Source organism: Rouxiella sp. Mn2063, assembly GCF_049319665.1.
Classification (GTDB): Bacteria; Pseudomonadota; Gammaproteobacteria; order Enterobacterales; family Enterobacteriaceae; genus JBMOUD01.
On record NZ_JBMOUD010000012.1, the window covers coordinates 79,549 to 95,561 of the forward strand.

Annotated in this window: 13 protein-coding genes; 7 read left to right on the forward strand and 6 right to left on the reverse strand. The window is 49.2% G+C overall.

Annotated features, from left to right (window positions below; all coding sequences use genetic code 11):
* Window positions 1-39: 39 nt before the first annotated feature.
* The gene (locus tag ACL9RG_RS16845; RefSeq protein WP_422793786.1) at window positions 40-1,527 is read right to left on the reverse strand and encodes an MFS transporter; all 1,488 of its coding nucleotides are present in this window, start codon (window positions 1,525-1,527) and stop codon (window positions 40-42) included.
* A gap of 259 nt (window positions 1,528-1,786) precedes the next feature.
* Complete coding sequence (locus ACL9RG_RS16850; protein ID WP_422793787.1) at window positions 1,787-2,851, reverse strand: NAD(P)-dependent alcohol dehydrogenase; 1,065 nt, start codon at window positions 2,849-2,851, stop codon at window positions 1,787-1,789.
* Window positions 2,852-3,055: 204 nt separating this feature from the next.
* Here ACL9RG_RS16850 and osmF point away from each other — a divergent pair, with 204 nt between their 5' ends.
* The 4 genes from osmF to ACL9RG_RS16870 all read left to right on the forward strand — a co-directional run bounded on the left by osmF (window position 3,056) and on the right by ACL9RG_RS16870 (window position 6,970).
* Entirely contained in the window at window positions 3,056-3,991 is a 936-nt protein-coding gene (gene osmF / locus ACL9RG_RS16855) for a glycine betaine ABC transporter substrate-binding protein OsmF (protein WP_422793788.1), read from the forward strand.
* A 98-nt stretch (window positions 3,992-4,089) separates the two neighbouring features.
* Window positions 4,090-5,253, forward strand: coding sequence for an ABC transporter permease (locus tag ACL9RG_RS16860; protein ID WP_422793789.1), 1,164 nt, complete (start codon window positions 4,090-4,092; stop codon window positions 5,251-5,253).
* Window positions 5,250-6,185 (forward strand): ABC transporter ATP-binding protein, encoded by a 936-nt coding sequence (locus ACL9RG_RS16865; RefSeq protein WP_422793790.1) that lies wholly within the window; start codon window positions 5,250-5,252, stop codon window positions 6,183-6,185. Before ACL9RG_RS16860 ends, ACL9RG_RS16865 begins: the two co-directional genes overlap by 4 nt.
* Window positions 6,185-6,970: an ABC transporter permease gene (locus tag ACL9RG_RS16870; RefSeq protein WP_422793791.1), complete on the forward strand. Its 786-nt coding sequence runs from the start codon at window positions 6,185-6,187 to the stop codon at window positions 6,968-6,970. The genes ACL9RG_RS16865 and ACL9RG_RS16870 overlap by 1 nt, the downstream gene beginning before the upstream one ends.
* A gap of 113 nt (window positions 6,971-7,083) precedes the next feature.
* Here the strand turns inward: ACL9RG_RS16870 and ACL9RG_RS16875 are convergent, their stop codons facing one another.
* Window positions 7,084-7,257 carry a hypothetical protein gene (locus ACL9RG_RS16875; RefSeq protein WP_422793792.1) on the reverse strand — a complete coding sequence of 58 codons (174 nt, stop codon included), beginning with the start codon at window positions 7,255-7,257 and terminating at the stop codon, window positions 7,084-7,086.
* Between the two features lie 250 nt (window positions 7,258-7,507).
* Between ACL9RG_RS16875 and yedA the strand changes: the two genes are divergently transcribed.
* Window positions 7,508-8,404 carry a drug/metabolite exporter YedA gene (yedA, locus tag ACL9RG_RS16880; protein ID WP_422793793.1) on the forward strand — a complete coding sequence of 299 codons (897 nt, stop codon included), beginning with the start codon at window positions 7,508-7,510 and terminating at the stop codon, window positions 8,402-8,404.
* A 236-nt stretch (window positions 8,405-8,640) separates the two neighbouring features.
* Here yedA and ACL9RG_RS16885 read toward each other — a convergent pair whose 3' ends face one another.
* The gene (locus ACL9RG_RS16885) at window positions 8,641-9,444 is read right to left on the reverse strand and encodes a MerR family transcriptional regulator (protein ID WP_422793794.1); all 804 of its coding nucleotides are present in this window, start codon (window positions 9,442-9,444) and stop codon (window positions 8,641-8,643) included.
* A gap of 196 nt (window positions 9,445-9,640) precedes the next feature.
* Here ACL9RG_RS16885 and ACL9RG_RS16890 point away from each other — a divergent pair, with 196 nt between their 5' ends.
* On the forward strand, window positions 9,641-10,177 hold the full coding sequence (locus ACL9RG_RS16890) for a GNAT family N-acetyltransferase (protein ID WP_422793795.1): 537 nt from the start codon (window positions 9,641-9,643) through the stop codon (window positions 10,175-10,177).
* A 293-nt stretch (window positions 10,178-10,470) separates the two neighbouring features.
* Window positions 10,471-12,036, forward strand: a complete 1,566-nt coding sequence (locus ACL9RG_RS16895; protein WP_422793796.1) for a BCCT family transporter — start codon at window positions 10,471-10,473, stop codon at window positions 12,034-12,036.
* Between the two features lie 910 nt (window positions 12,037-12,946).
* Here ACL9RG_RS16895 and tkt read toward each other — a convergent pair.
* On the reverse strand, window positions 12,947-14,941 hold the full coding sequence (tkt, locus tag ACL9RG_RS16900) for a transketolase (protein WP_422793797.1): 1,995 nt from the start codon (window positions 14,939-14,941) through the stop codon (window positions 12,947-12,949).
* Between the two features lie 16 nt (window positions 14,942-14,957).
* Window positions 14,958-15,908, reverse strand: coding sequence for a transaldolase (gene tal / locus ACL9RG_RS16905; RefSeq protein WP_422793798.1), 951 nt, complete (start codon window positions 15,906-15,908; stop codon window positions 14,958-14,960).
* Window positions 15,909-16,013 lie beyond the last annotated feature (105 nt).

Genomic DNA, 16,013 nt, shown 5'->3' on the forward strand with positions numbered 1-16,013 from the left:
AGTGCTTATCAGGGAGGTTTGAGCCTCCCTGACGGGGCATTATTTTTTCTCTAGAAAATCTTCGGCATCAATGTCGTAACCTGACGGCTCCCAGCGAATAGCTAGTAACGCGATAAGTCCTAGCAGGGGAGCGAAGGCGATAACCCAGAACACGCCAGTACCCAGCGCCGCGGCCAGCACCGGGAATAGAAACAGTGACAAGGTGGAACTGCCGCGCATTAAGGTTTGGTTAAAGCCAACGCCCATTCCACGCAGTGAGGTTGGGTAGCTTAACGAGGCGAATGTCATGGTATGAGAACCGGGACCGAAACCTTGACCAAATAAGAACAGGGCTAACATCGCGATAGAAATTGCCGCTTCTGCACCATCAGCAGGGCGGCCAATCAGCGCCAAACCGATCAGCGCAATAACCTGGCAGCTATAGCCTGCAACCGACATTTTCCATGCGCCAAGCTTAGGGACTAACCTAACCGCCAGCAAACCGCCGACAAAAGCAAAGCCAAGATTCAGCGCCAGTGAAACCAGAATCGTGCTCATCATTGATTGTGCCAGGAAACTGGACAAAATCACCGGCAGGCCAAATGCCACCGCGTTATAGGCGAACGACGAGGCAATAGATGTCACCGTTGCCAAAATAGTACGACGTAAATAAACACCTTGCAGCAGAGTGGCATAATTCTTCCACGCGGCTTTACGCACTTTAACCTGCGGTTGCAAATCAGCGTCTTCGGCAACGACAGCATTGATATTGTACGAACGGCGTAAAATATCGGCCGCTTCGGAAAGATTGCCCTGATTCGCCGCCCATACCGGTGATTCATTCATGTAACGATGGCGAATCGCGATGATCAGCAGGGCAGGAACCGCGCCAAAGCCGAGAATCAGTCGCCATAACCAATCAGTATGCCCGGCAGGCAATACCGCATAAAGCAGTAGCACTAACAGATAGGAAATACTGATAGCGGCGTACCAGGTTGGGCACCACATCGCGATACGTGAGGCTTTATTTCCGCGTCCCGATAATTTAGAGAACTCGGCTAAGAAAGCCATTGCTACCGGCAAGTCCAGGCCAACGCCTAGCCCCATCACAAAACGAGATGCGCCTAGCACCCATTCGTTAGGAGCAAAAGCACAGGCAAGCGCAGCTACGACGAAGAAGAACATATCTGCCATAAACACGCGGTAGCGGCCAATTTTGTCGGTCAGATAGCCGCCAAACAGCGCGCCAATAATAGCACCAAAGGTAATCGCCGAGGCGACCATGCCCGCGCCAGACGGGCTAAGTCCAAACTCGCGGGTGATATCTTTCATGCCAAACGCCAGCGCGCCTAAATCATAGGCGTCGAGGAAAACGCCGCCGAGCGCGATAGCAATAACGATACGCGCATCGCTGAGCGTTGATGCGCCTTGGTTTACCAGGCGAGTAATATCAGCGGCGGAACGGATGATGGCTGGGTTATCGCCTGCTGCTGAGTGAGAGTGGTTCCCTGAAGCTGCGGCGGAAGAGGCCGCAAAAGAAGTCGACATGTCGAGTATTACGCTTATTGGAAAAATTCGAGAATAGAGGCGCTAGCCCTTCCATCACAAGTCTTTTTCCGTATTTTTCGGTTCTAAATTAGAAGCAGAGGTTATTTGAAATAGAACGATTACTCTGAATCGATTTGGTGGAGGCACGTTTACCTATCAGCACGACCTTTCAACGCTCAAATGCTGGATACATGAGTTGTTTTAACAGACATCTCTCTATTAAATTGAAATCATCGATGCAGAGAGATGCCTAATGGGTTTAGGACGCCTCGTCCCACTTAAGTACCGCTTTGATTATGTTGTTGTGATGCATATCTGTCACCGCCTGATTGATATCGGTGATTGGGTACTCACTGATCAGTGCCTCGAGCGGGAACTGACCCGCCTGCCAAAGTGCAATCAGCTTAGGAATAAATGTCTGGGGTACCGCATCCCCTTGAATGACACCAATGACCTTGCGTCCTCGCGATAAGGTTTCGCTACTGGCTTTGGTTAGCGTCACCATAATGCCATCGTTTTTAAGCACATCGCGGCCCAACTCGGCAAGATGGCTAATACCTGTGGTATCAATGACGTAATCCATGCTTGGGCATAGTGTAATCAGCTCATTTTCACTGTCGGCATCGATCACTTCGGTCGCCCCCAACTGCTGAGCTAATTTTAAACGAGAAGCGTGCTGGTCAACGGCAATAATCGTCGTTGCGCCTGCGACCTTAGCAGCCATAATCGCGGCTAATCCCACCGGGCCTACGCCCATGACTAATACGCTTTGTCCGGGTTGCACATTAAGGCTATTGAACACGGTGCCCGCACCGGTTTGCATACCGCAGCCTAAGGGGGCGAGCAGTGATAACGGTAGGGAAGGGTCAATTTTGATCAGGTTGCGTTCAGTCACCAGCGCATGGCTGGCGAAAGAGGACTGACCAAAGAAGTGGCCTTTCACCTCTGATGGATAAGCGCTGCTGCCATCAAGGCGGCTAAAACCAAGGTTAAGCGTAGAGAAGTGCGCACATTCAGCCGGCCTGCCTTCATCACAAGCTGGGCAAGCGCCGCAGGATTGGTAAGATAGCAATACGTGATCGCCGGGTTTAACACTGGTGACATCCTGACCGACTTGCTCAACAATCCCCGCACCTTCGTGGCCCAAAATAGCGCCTTCGCTGCGGCAACCGATATCGATATGGCTAAGGCCACAGGCCTTTATCCGAACGAGGACTTCGTTTTTTTCGGGGGTGTCGATACGAATATCTTCGAAAGTAAATCGCTGATTACTCCCACGTACGACTGCTGCATTGATGATTTTGCTGCCTGCTTTTGTTGTCATATCCATATCTCCCGTTTAGCTATTTTTGTGAAAAGCTAAGCATTAATTGTTAGTTTACTCCGCGTTGCTCTGCTGCTTTGATGACCGCCATTTTATGTTCACCCACAAAAATTAGGCTATTCTTGTAACGTTCTCATTCTATGAAGAGATGCGTTTTCTTTATCTACAAATCTGGCTTACTAATAATTTATAAGAGGCAATAACATGACAGGGCGTGGGCGAGTTAGGGGAATGGTCAGTGCCGTAGCATTGGCGGTGTTAACTACATTGAGTATGTCGGCACAGGCCGCAGATAACGTAACCGTTGGCTCAAAAATTGATACAGAAGGTTCACTGCTCGGTAACCTGATCGTGCAAGTTCTTGATGCTAACGGCATCAAAACGGTGAATAAATTGCAGCTCGGTACCACGAGCGTATTGCGCGGTGCCATCACCTCGGGTGAGATTGATATCTACCCTGAATATACTGGTAATGGGGCTTTCTTCTTCTCTGACGAAAAAGATCCGGCTTGGAAGAATGCTCAAGCTGGCTACGAGAAAGTCAAACAGCTCGATTACGACAAAAATAAAATTGTCTGGCTCTCACCATCACCAGCGAATAACACCTGGACTATCGCCGTTCGTCAGGATGTCGCCAATGCTAATCACCTCAAAACGTTGGCTGATTTAGGCAAGTGGATTGATGGCGGTGGTGATTTCAAATTGGCCGCATCAGCGGAATTTATTGCGCGTCCAGACGCGCTACCAGCCTTTGAAAACGCCTATGACTTCAAACTCAAACAAAGCCAATTATTATCATTAGCCGGTGGTGATACTGCGGTGACTATCAAAGCTGCTGCAGAAAAAACCTCCGGTGTGAATGCGGCGATGGCTTACGGCACTGATGGTCCAGTGGCGGCATTAGGCCTGCAAACGCTTGAAGACCCAAAAGGCGTACAGCCAATCTATGCACCGGCCCCGATTATTCGTGAAGCGGTGTTGAAAGAGCACCCAAATATTCCTGACTTGCTGAAACCTGTGTTCGACTCACTGGATGCGAAAACCTTGCAAAAACTCAACGCTCAGATTGCCGTTGGCGGTCAGGATGCGAAAAAAGTCGCGGCGAAGTATCTGCAAGAGAAAGGTTTTATTAAAAAATAAAAGCTTGTATTAAAAGCACACAGTAGGATGTCTTTTAATCGATAGCGAAACGATGCCTGTGTTGGTGGCGAGCTGCCGCACAGGCTGGGAGTGTTTTTTTGACGTACGCTGTAAAGAATCGCGTGTTGTTAACGCTGGTAGTCTTGTTAATAGCGGCAGGCAGCGGGCTGGCATTTCTTAGTCACGCACCTAACCGTTTGATCTCTGGGCAGGGAATTTCGCTGTTTAGCCTGCTGCACGGCTTCGCCTTATTGCTCGTGATCCCAGTATTTTTCTTGTTGCTGCTATCTTTTATTTCTCCCTCTCGACGCAGCCATTTATTGGTTTTGCTGATGGCTGAGATTTTGTTGGCCGGACTCGTTGGTTTATCGGGACATACCGCGTTAGTTTTAACCGGCGGTGATGAGGATAGCCTGGCACGCACCTCGTTTGGCTCCGGCTTTTGGAGCTGCGCCGCGCTGGCGCTGCTGATCGCCAGTGATGCGATTAGCCGACTTACCCGCAGCCATAGTTGGCGCATTCTGCTTAATGTGCAGATAGCGGTCCCGGTGATCTTGTTATTGGCTAGCGGGCAACTCTCTCAGCTCTCCCTATTGAAAGAATACGATAACCGCTCCGATGTGTTTAATGCGGCACTATGGCAGCATCTGGGGATTCTGCTCGGAACTTTATTGCCCGCCATTTTGATTGGCGTGCCGCTTGGATTGATTTGTACCAACTCTGCACGTTGGAAAGCGGTGATCCTTCCGCTACTTAATATCATTCAAACCATCCCTTCTATTGCTTTATTTGGCCTGCTATTAGCACCGCTTGCCGGATTGGCTAAAGCTTTGCCTTGGCTCTCTGCGATAGGAATTAGTGGCATCGGCGTGGCACCTGCCATTATTGCTCTGGTACTTTATTCATTATTGCCACTGGTACGCAGCGTCATCGCGGGCTTGGGGTCAGTACCTGAAAATGTATTGGAATCAGCGCGTGGTATGGGCATGAGTCGCTCACAGGTCTTTTTTAAAGCACAAATTCCTATCGCCTTGCCGGTGATCTTATCCGGTATTCGTATTGTCGCTGTGCAAACCGTCGGTATGGCCATGGTTGCCGCGTTGATTGGCGCAGGCGGACTAGGTGCCATTATGTTCCAAGGGCTTCTCAGCAGTGCTCTAGATTTGGTACTGCTTGGGGTGATCCCGGCGATATTGATGGCAGTCATTGTCGATGGTTTATTTAAATTTTTGGTCTCAATCTTGGAAACTTCACGCAAATGATTCATTTCAAACAAGTCAGTAAACATTTTGCGGGCAAAGCCGTGGTTCGGGACCTTACGCTGGACATCGCACAAGGCGAGTTCACCGTGCTTATCGGTACGTCGGGGTCGGGCAAATCGACCACACTGAAAATGATTAATCGTTTGATCGAGCACGATCGCGGCAGCATTACTTTTGCGGGTGAGCCGATAGAAAAACTACGAGCACAAGAACTACGCCGCCGAATGGGCTATGCCATTCAATCTATCGGCCTGTTTCCTCATTGGACGGTGGAAGAGAATATCGCTACCGTGCCGCAACTGTTGAAATGGCCGAAAAATAAAATTCGCGATCGTGTGACCGAACTGCTGGAGCTATTGCACTTAGAGCCAGAACAGTTTCGCCATCGTTATCCGCACCAACTTTCCGGCGGCCAACAACAGCGAGTTGGCGTGGCGCGTGCGCTTGCGGCTGACCCAGATGTGTTGTTAATGGACGAACCTTTCGGCGCGTTGGATCCTGTGACACGAACGGCTTTACAGCAAGAGATTGCGCGTATCCACCAGCTTTTGGGACGCACCATTGTGCTGGTTACTCATGATATTGATGAAGCATTAAGCCTGGCAGATCGTATTGTTTTGCTTAATGAAGGACAGATTGTTCAGCAAGGCACGCCGTTGGAGATGCTAACTAAACCGGCAACGCCATTTGTGCGAGACTTTTTTGGTCGCAGTGATATGGGTATCAAATTGCTTTCCCTGGGCTTGGTGAGTGAGCGTGTTCGTCGCGGGCAAACGGCGCAAGGTGAACCTATTCTCGCGTCGATGACGCTGCGAGAAGCGTTATCGATATTCGTCGCACGCCATACGCAACAATTGCCAGTGATTGATGAACAGGGGCAAGCACTGGGCGTACTGCATTTTGCCGATCTGGTGGCAGAAAGGGAGTCGTGATGAAACAACAATCTACAATGTCAGGATCGTCGCTGCTGCGCTGGGTAAAAGATCCGCTGCCGTGGGTCATTTTATTATTGCTGGCGTTGGTTTTCGGCATGACCTCACTGAGCGGTTTTTTTCACTGGTTATTTCCTCATGTCGATCAGCCCGTTTATCTGCAAGATAGTTTTGCTCAACTGGTTGAGGCACATTTAATGCTGGTGGGCATCTCGAGCCTTCTAGCCATTATTATTGGTCTGAGTTCCGGAATTGCTGTCACCCGAGAGGCGGGCAAAGAGTTTCGTTCTATTGTCGAAACCATTGTGGCGGTAGGGCAAACCTTTCCCCCGGTGGCGGTTCTGGCCGTGGCGATCCCAGCGATGGGATTTAGCGAAAAACCGGCCATTATTGCGTTAGTGTTATATGGCCTGTTGCCGATTGTGCAAGGCACATTGGCCGGAGTGGAGTCGGTGCCTGCTTCGGCGCGTGAAATTGCCAAAGGTGTTGGCATGAGCCCTTGGCAAATCCTTACCCGCGTTGAGCTTCCTTTAGCTGCACCGGTGATTCTGTCTGGCATTCGTACTTCGGTGATTATCAATATCGGCACCGCGGCAATTGCTTCCACCGTCGGCACCCAAAGTCTGGGCTCACCGATTATTATTGGATTAAGTGGCTTTAATACGGCTTATGTTTTACAAGGTGCGCTGATTGTCGCACTGCTAGCGATCATCGTAGACATGTTGTTTGAACGAGGCAGTCGCTGGTTACAGCGCTGGCAACCGAACGCATCTCACATAAAATAATTCGCATTAATAACAAAAACGGCCAGCGGTATCTGCAATACCGCTGGCCGTTTTTGTTATCTTTGGGTCTGGCTTGATACCATTGAATCAGGGTATCTAACCAGAGAGCGTACTCAGGACGCAGGGGACGTTTGCGCAGGCTGGCTGGTCGGTGCCGGAGCACTTGTCGGGTGGGTAACTGGTTCTTCAATAACAATGGCATAACCTGCCACCATCACGCCACCTATTGCGCCGAGTGCCATCAATCCAAAGAGGGCGATAAACAGTTTTTTACCGATGTTACTCATTTTAAATCCAGCGTTGGGTCAACATTCAGTCAGCGATTATAGAACCATTCTACAGCTTGGCCCAGACGTTATTTCTACGAATGATATTTATTCGCAAAAACAATCGTTAAACTTGCCATATTCAAGCTTCATTACGCAGAAGTAGATCTAAATCGCATAATATTATTCTATTTAAAAATATTCTCTTGCTCGAGTATCATGCTTTATCGTTCAATCACTTCCATACCCTTTCGGCTGATAAGAAAATCTTATGTCTCGCTCCACTCGTTTGGCATTACCTCTGATTGCTTCTTTATTTGCACTTTATTTTATTTGGGGCTCAACTTATTTTGTGATTCGCGTTGGCGTGGAAAGTTGGCCACCGTTGATGATGGCTGGAATACGCTTTTTAGTTGCCGGTTGTGTGTTGTTTAGCTGGTTGCTGTTTCGTGGTCATAAAGTCCCAGGATTTCGGTTATGGCTGTCAGCGGGAGCGATAGGTATTCTACTGTTGGCGATAGGTAATGGGTTAGTGACAGTGGCTGAACATATGGATGTTCCTTCTGGCATTGCCGCAGTCATGGTCGCAACGGTACCGTTGTTTACTTTATGCTTTAGCCGTTTCTGGGGAATCTCTCACAGCCGTGTCGAGTGGGCCGGTGTTGCTATTGGTCTGTGCGGCATCGTGTTGCTTAATACCGGTTCCAACCTGAGCGGCAATCCGTGGGGCGCGGTACTTATCCTGATTGCGTCTTTAAGCTGGGCGTTTGGTTCGGTATGGAGCGCACGTATAACATTGCCGGCAGGGTTGATGGCCGGTGCGGTTGAAATGCTCGTGGCAGGCGTGGTGCTATTAATTGCGAGCCACTTCACCGGCGAACACCTGAACGCGATGCCAAGCACACGCAGCTTCCTGGCGCTGGGCTATTTGGTGGTATTTGGTTCGATGATTGCGATCAGCGCCTATATGTTTTTACTAAAAACCGTGCGTCCGGCGATTGCGACCAGTTACGCATACGTTAACCCGGTCGTTGCCGTATTGCTCGGTATCGGTTTCGGTGGTGAATGGCTATCACCGGTAGAATGGCTGGCATTAGTCATTATTTTGAGCGCGGTACTGTTGGTGACGCTGGGGCGTTTCGTTTTTAGAAACCGACATCGCGGTTAGGCGATTTTGGAAAGTCGATAACGGTATAAATTGAAGCAATGGCCGTGCTTTGGCGGCGTTTTAACATCAGAACGGTGTAAGTTTTGCACTGAACCCCAGATCTTTTATCCATGATTTGGAGGTTCGATACCATGAAGCATCCTTTTTCAATTCGTCTGGCTGCGGTTCAGCATTACCTTTCAAAAGCCACCCCAAGCCAAGCCAAGCCAGGCTTGGGGAAACGCCTAAACCTCGAGCTAGATTTCATCTTTATTTTGATGTAATCCCTTAATCAATGTTAACTCTGCGATTGGCGCGGTTGCGAGCAGCGCCGCACTGCCAAGTAGCTGCACAGGTAACCCGATTTGTTGCCATTCTTGTAAGCGAATACGCTGAAGCTTTGTTAAACGTCCCTCGGCCCAAACTAGAATTTGTGCGGCTTGGATACCTTCCAACTGAGGTTCTGCGAGAGGTTGAGCCAGTAATTCGATATGTACGCCATCTTGGCTTCGCACAATGGCTTCGAGCCACAGTTCTGTGCTGTCAATGTCCCCCCATCCAAGTAACAACACGTTAATGCCGGGCGTTTTGCGGGCGGCATTAAGGCAGGTAATAGCATGTTCAATCAACATGCCATCAAGCTGGCTGCACATGAGCAAAGTGGAAGGATGGGATTTCAGACGAGTGCGAAGAGGGCGCAGTACATTGTTGACCAATGCGTTAGCTGGATAGTCGCGGCCAAGCTCATTAATTATCTGTCGTGCTTTGCTGGTTTGGAACTCTTGTAGCGCACTAAGTAAACGCTGTTCCGACTGTGACCAACCGCTGGGCAGCGGTGAGAGTGTGCCTTCTAACAGCGCCTTAATCTGGCCAACAGGAACACCTCGATTAATCCAAGCCAGAATAGTTTGAATGGTATCAAGATCAGTATCATCAAATTGACGATGTCCACCTTCGGTGCGCTGAGGTTTTAATAGACCATAGCGGCGTTGCCAGGCGCGCAGCGTGACGGGATTAATACCGCAGATGCGGGCTACTTCACCAATACTGTATAAAGACATAACAAATCCAATGAGTTTTCAACGAGCCATATTACTGTAGTCGGATTTATAAACTTGTACGAATATAAAATTTTAGTACAAGTTTATAAGGTCAAATCTCTCCCTTCATTTTTCAGGCCGGATCGCGTTGCCTAATTGAATTTTATAGCCTAGTTTATCCATTCACTGTCTGGTCTTGAGTCGTTGGAAATCCATTATGTTAACCATTGGCGAATTGAAATTTGGCGAATTTTCTCGAGATTTTTCGCCCGCAGATATAGATGCTTTGGCTGATACGCTTTTTGCCTGCGTTGAGCAAGGGGCAAGCGTGGGTTTTATCCTGCCTTTTAGCAAACAACAGGCACAGGTGTTTTGGCATAAGTTGCTGCCTGCATTTGCTAGTGGAGAAAAACGATTATTGGTCGCGCGGCTGCACGGAAAAATTGTCGGTACCGTACAATTGGTTGTCGGCGCACCGGCTAACGGTAAACATCGTGCCGAGGTGTCAAAACTTTTAGTCCATCCAGAAGCAAGACGCCAGGGGATTGCCAAACAGCTGATGCAGCGTATTGAGACGTTGGCACTGATTGAAGAGAAGAGTTTGCTGGTGCTAGACACCGATACTCACGGTAGTGCTGTTGCTCTGTATGAAGGTCTTGGCTATCAGCTGGCCGGAGTGATTCCAGATTACGCCCTTTCTGTAGGGGGTGAATTACACGCCACCAGTGTGATGTATAAAAAACTTACCGCATAAGCCTCGTTTTCATATCAAATCTTAATTATCTTTTATATCAACTAGTTGTCTGTTTTTTGTGTTGTCAGCTAGTTGATTTCCATCTTGCTATATTCTGCTTGTAATCGGCCTTCCTTGTCGCGTTTTGTGATCTCTGCTGGAATTTTTTTGAACAGCGAATAAATACTCTTTTTTTTAATTGAACGGTCGTTCAATTAAATATAGGATTCATTTTGTAAAAAGTATGTCAATTTTTAGTAACCATAATGTTATTAGTGATATTCCATTGTTGTATGAAACGGATGGAGCAAAAAATGACAGTGATGAGTCAAAAAACCGACGATGAACATCCTATACGTCTAAACCTGCCAGTATTTATCACCTCTGCAATTGTGCTACTCACGCTTGGTATTCTTATTGTTTTATTTCCGCAAGGGAGTCAGCTTTGGCTAAACCGTGCCCAAACTTGGGTGGCTGACGTGTTTGGTTGGTATTACATGCTATTGATGAGCGCTTGTATGGTGTTCGTTTTCTGGCTGGCTTTCTCTCGTCACGGTCATATTCGTCTTGGGCAAGAGGATGAAAAACCAGAATTTAGCTACCCATCTTGGGTGGCGATGCTGTTTTCTGCCGGTATAGGTATTGCGCTGGTCTATTACGGCGCCTACGAGCCGCTGGATCATTTTCTTTCTCCGCCAGAAGGCGCAGGAGGAACGGTGGAAGCCGCACGCCAGGCGATGGCGATTACTTTTTTACACTGGGGCTTACATGGCTGGGCGCTTTACGCGCTGATTGCTACCGCCTTAGCTTATTTTGCCTACTGTAAAGGTCTGCCCTTAGCGTTACGCTCGGCGTTATATCCCATTTTTGGTGAGCGAATTCACGGTTTACCCGGACATGTAGTTGATAGTTTTGGCATATTAGTAACCGTGATTTCCATGGTGACCAATTTGGGAATTGGCGCGTTATTGGTGAACTCTGGGCTAAGTTATCTTTTCCATATCGACCAAAGTTCACATGTGTTGGTAGTACTTATTGTTGTCATGATGATCGTAGCGACCATTGCGGCCGTTACTGGTGTTGAAAAGGGCATTGCCATGTTGTCCAACATTAACGTTGGCTTCTTATGTCTATTGCTGCTGTTTGTTTTCCTCACCGGCCCGACATTAGATTTAATCAACGGAATGGTGCAAAACGTTGGTGATTATCTGACATCGATTGTCGATAAGAGCTTTGATCTTTACCTCTATGGTAAAGCGCAAAGATGGCAGGGGGCCTGGACACTATTTTACTGGGCATGGTGGGTTGCCTGGGCGCCGTTTGTTGGCTTGTTTATTGCCCGCATATCTAAAGGCCGTACCATTCGCGAGTTGATTTTAGGCGTACTGCTGATTCCGCTGGGCTTTACGTTGGCCTGGCTATCTATTTTTGGCAATACCGCTATCAGTTTAGTGCTGGAACAGGGGCAAGCTATCTTGGGTTCCGTGGCACAAGCCGATCCTCCAATGGCAGTATTCAAACTATTTGAGTATCTACCTTTTACTGAATTCACCGCCGGTTTTACCATTCTAATCAGCTTCTTGCTGTTTATGACCCCGGTTGATTCAGGTACGTTAATGATCGCCAATCTTTCCTGCAAAGGCGGAACATCCAGCGACGATGCGCCGGTATGGTTACGAATATTCTGGGCCGTTGTCACCACGCTTGTTTGTATTGGCTTGCTCTATAGCGGTAACTTCAGCGCTATGCAGACGGCAGTGGTACTCTGCGGTTTACCATTCTCGGTGATTATTTTGATGTATATGGTGAGCCTTTCAAAGGAGCTGAGCCGCAGTAATCCGGGGATGGCCGTTCGAATCAACGGCGGGATTAGTCGTTAGAATCAACAACGGGATTAGTCGTTCGAATCAACGACGGGATTTTTAAAACCAGTACGGTGAATATTTCAGTTGAGGAAGCAATAACCGTTGCTTGTTCGGTTTTGTAAAACCGGAACGGTGTAAATTTCGGTTGAGGAAGCAATGACCGTTGCTTGTTCGGTTTTTAAAACCAGAACAGTGTAATTTTCGGTTCTTCAAATGTGGTGTTCAATGTTGCTCCATTGACCGAACCGACCAAAGAGGAAATGGGGCTTTCCTCTTTGGAATCTCCAGCCCTTTCAATACATTGGCCTCCATTCCAGCGGAGGCCATGTTTCAGAAACCTCAGTGATAGCGCAAATTTCATCCCATCCGGGATGCCCGGCTGCGGGGTCGAGCCAATGATAAAACTATTGTCTCTCACCTCTTGCCGGTGAAATTTTGAGTGCGCTTAGCGGCTTTTAAGGTCAAGTTCAAAGGCAGAGGCAGTTTTTGACGTTAAAAAAGCCTGGTGGCGCACTCAAAATTTCACTGACGAGTGGTGGAGAGATAACGTCTTTATCGTTAGCTCGAACCCGAGGAAGGCATGGCGGAGCCATGAAATTTGCGCCTGTCGCTATGGCACCTGAAACATAGTCTAATTGGAATGAGATATAACACCATGAAAAGGCGCAGGATTGTAAAGGAACGCGCCTTCGTTCCTTTACTCGGTTTAGGCTGCGGGGCAGCATTGAACACCGTACTTCGGAAACCGAAAAATCACTGTTCCGGTTTTAAAAACCGAATAAGCAACGGTCATTGCTTCCTAAATCGAACATTACACCGTTACGGTTTTAAATAGCGATATCAACGCTTCGCAAAAGCGTTAAAAAAAATGCCCGGTCAGCATTCCCTGACCAGGCATTTTTATTCAGCACGTTAACTGCTTAACTTATTTCAGTAAGCCCTGCGCCTTAGCAACAATATTCTCTACGGTGAAACCGAACTCTTCGAACAAAAGCTCCGCAGGCGCCGACTCACCGAAGGTGGTCATCCCAATGATGGCACCATTCAGGCCAACGTATTTGTACCATGCATCCGCGATACCCGCTTCAATCGCCACGCGAGCAGTCACGGCAGCTGGCAGCACAGACTCGCGGTAAGCGGCGTCTTGCTTGTCGAAAGCATCGGTAGACGGCATAGAAACCACGCGCACTTTGGTGCCCGCAGCGGCCAGTTTGTCGGCGGCTTCTACTGTGATACCCACTTCTGAACCGGTCGCAATCAGGATAACGTCCGGGGTGCCTTCTGAATCTTTCAGAATATAACCACCGCGGTAGACGTTCGCCAGTTGCTCAGCGGTACGTGGCTGCTGGGTCAGGTTCTGACGAGAGAAAATCAGCGTGGTCGGGCCGTCGTTGCGCTCGATACCGTACTGCCAGGCAATCGCTGATTCTACCTGGTCAGCAGGACGCCAGGTGCTCATGTTTGGCGTGACGCGCAGGCTGGCGATTTGCTCAACCGGCTGGTGCGTCGGGCCGTCTTCGCCCAGACCAATAGAGTCGTGGGTGTAAACGAACACGTTGCGCAGTTTCATCAGCGCCGCCATACGTACCGCGTTACGCGCGTATTCTACAAACATCAGGAAGGTGGCAGAGTACGGCAGGAAACCGCCGTGCAGCGCGATACCGTTGGTGATGGCGGTCATGCCGAATTCACGCACGCCGTAATGGATGTAGTTACCCGCTGCGTCGTCGTTCAACGCTTTAGAGCCAGACCACATGGTCAGGTTGCTTGGTGCCAGGTCAGCAGAGCCGCCGAGGAATTCAGGCAACACTTTACCGAAGGCTTCCAGCGCGTTTTGTGACGCTTTACGGCTGGCGATGTTCGCCGGGTTAGCCTGCAGGTGCTCAACAAATTTCTTGGCGTCAGCTTTCCAGGTGGCAGGCAGTTCACCGTTCACACGGCGTTTGAACTCAGCAGCCAGCTCAGGGAAGGCTTTTGCATAGGCGGCAAATTTCTCATCCCATGCCGCTTCTTTCGCTTTGCCTGCTTCTTTCGCATCCCACTGCGCGTAGATATCCTGTGGGATTTCAAACGGTGCGTATTTCCAGCCCAGCGCTTCGCGAGTTGCCGCAACTTCGGCGGCACCCAGAGCAGCACCATGCACGTCGTGAGTGCCGGCTTTGTTTGGCGAACCGAAACCGATGATGGTTTTGCACATCAACAGAGAGGGTTTGTCGGTTACTTTACGGGCGTCTTCGATTGCGGCTTTAATGGCGTCTGGATTATGGCCATCAACACCGCGCACAACGTGCCAGCCGTAGGCTTCAAAACGCTTAGCCGTATCATCGGTGAACCAGCCTTCTACGTGGCCGTCGATAGAGATACCGTTGTCATCATAAAACGCGGTCAGTTTGCCGAGTTTCATGGTGCCAGCCAGTGAACAGGCTTCGTGAGAGATACCTTCCATCATACAACCGTCACCCAGGAACGCGTAGGTGTGGTGGTCAACGATGTCGTGGCCTGGTTTATTGAACTGTGCAGCCAGCGTACGTTCTGCGATAGCAAAACCTACGGCGTTAGCAATACCCTGGCCCAATGGGCCCGTGGTGGTTTCAACACCTGGGGTGTAGCCGTATTCTGGGTGACCTGGAGTTTTAGAATGCAGTTGACGGAAGTTTTCCAGTTCTTTGATTGGCAGCGCGTAACCGGTGAGGTGCAGCAGGCTGTAAATCAGCATAGAACCGTGTCCGTTAGACAGGACGAAGCGGTCGCGGTCTGCCCAGTGTGGGTTGGTCGGGTTATGGTTCAGGTAGTCGCGCCATAACACTTCGGCGATGTCCGCCATGCCCATTGGGGCACCAGGGTGGCCAGAGTTTGCTTTCTGCACGGCGTCCATGCTCAGGGCGCGGATAGCGTTGGCCAGTTCTTTACGAGAGGACATATTCAGCTCCGATTAATTACAGTTGAGCGGACAGCATATCTTCCAGCTTCTGCTGGTCGACGGCGAATAGGCGAATACCTTCAGCCAGTTTTTCAACCGCCATCGGATCTTGGTTATGCTGCCAGCGGAATTCAGATTCACTTAATGGTGCCGGTGGATTGAACGCCTCTGTTGATGGGGACAGTTTGCGTTCAAACGGTGCCGTATTGTTTTTCAGCTCTTCTAACAGATTTGGTGCGATGGTTAGACGATCGCATCCAGCCAGGGCCAAGATTTGTTCCACTTTACGGAAACTGGCCCCCATGATCACCGTCTGATAACGATGCTCTTTGTAGTATTTGTAGATAGCGCTGACGGATTTAACGCCGGGATCCTGTTCTACATTGTAGGCGGCATTTGGCTCTTTCGCCTTGTACCAATCATAGATGCGGCCAACAAATGGAGAAATCAGATAAACGCCAGCTTCTGCACAGGCACGTGCCTGTGCGAAGGAGAACAGCAGAGTCAGGTTACAGTTGATCCCTTCTTTTTCCAGCTCTTCCGCGGCTTTGATGCCTTCCCAGGTTGACGCCAGTTTGATAAGAATTCTTGATTTATCAATTCCATGAGCCTGGTACATGCCAATGAGCTTGCGGGCTTTCGCAACACACATTCCGCGATCAAAGGACAGACGGGCGTCAACTTCGGTTGAAATACGCCCCGGTACACTTTTCAGAATTTCCAGGCCAATATTAACAGCCAGTTTATCGCTGGCATTGATCAGTTGGGTTTCTTTATTGCCGCCCTGCAGCCGGGCATATTCCAGCGCTTCTTTTATTAGAGAGTTATATTGCGGGAGTGCGGCAGCTTTAAGAATCAAAGAGGGATTGGTCGTGGCATCTTGCGGTTCAAACTGACGAATAGATTCGATATCTCCACTATCAGCGACAACGGTGGTGACCTGTTTGAGGGCATCTAATTGGTTCATTCCAAGCTCCTTAAGAAAAATCCATGCTGCTATATGTAAAATAAGTCCGAATGTAAAATAAATCCGATTTGTAGGGTACATAAGCTGCATCATTTTATTAACACT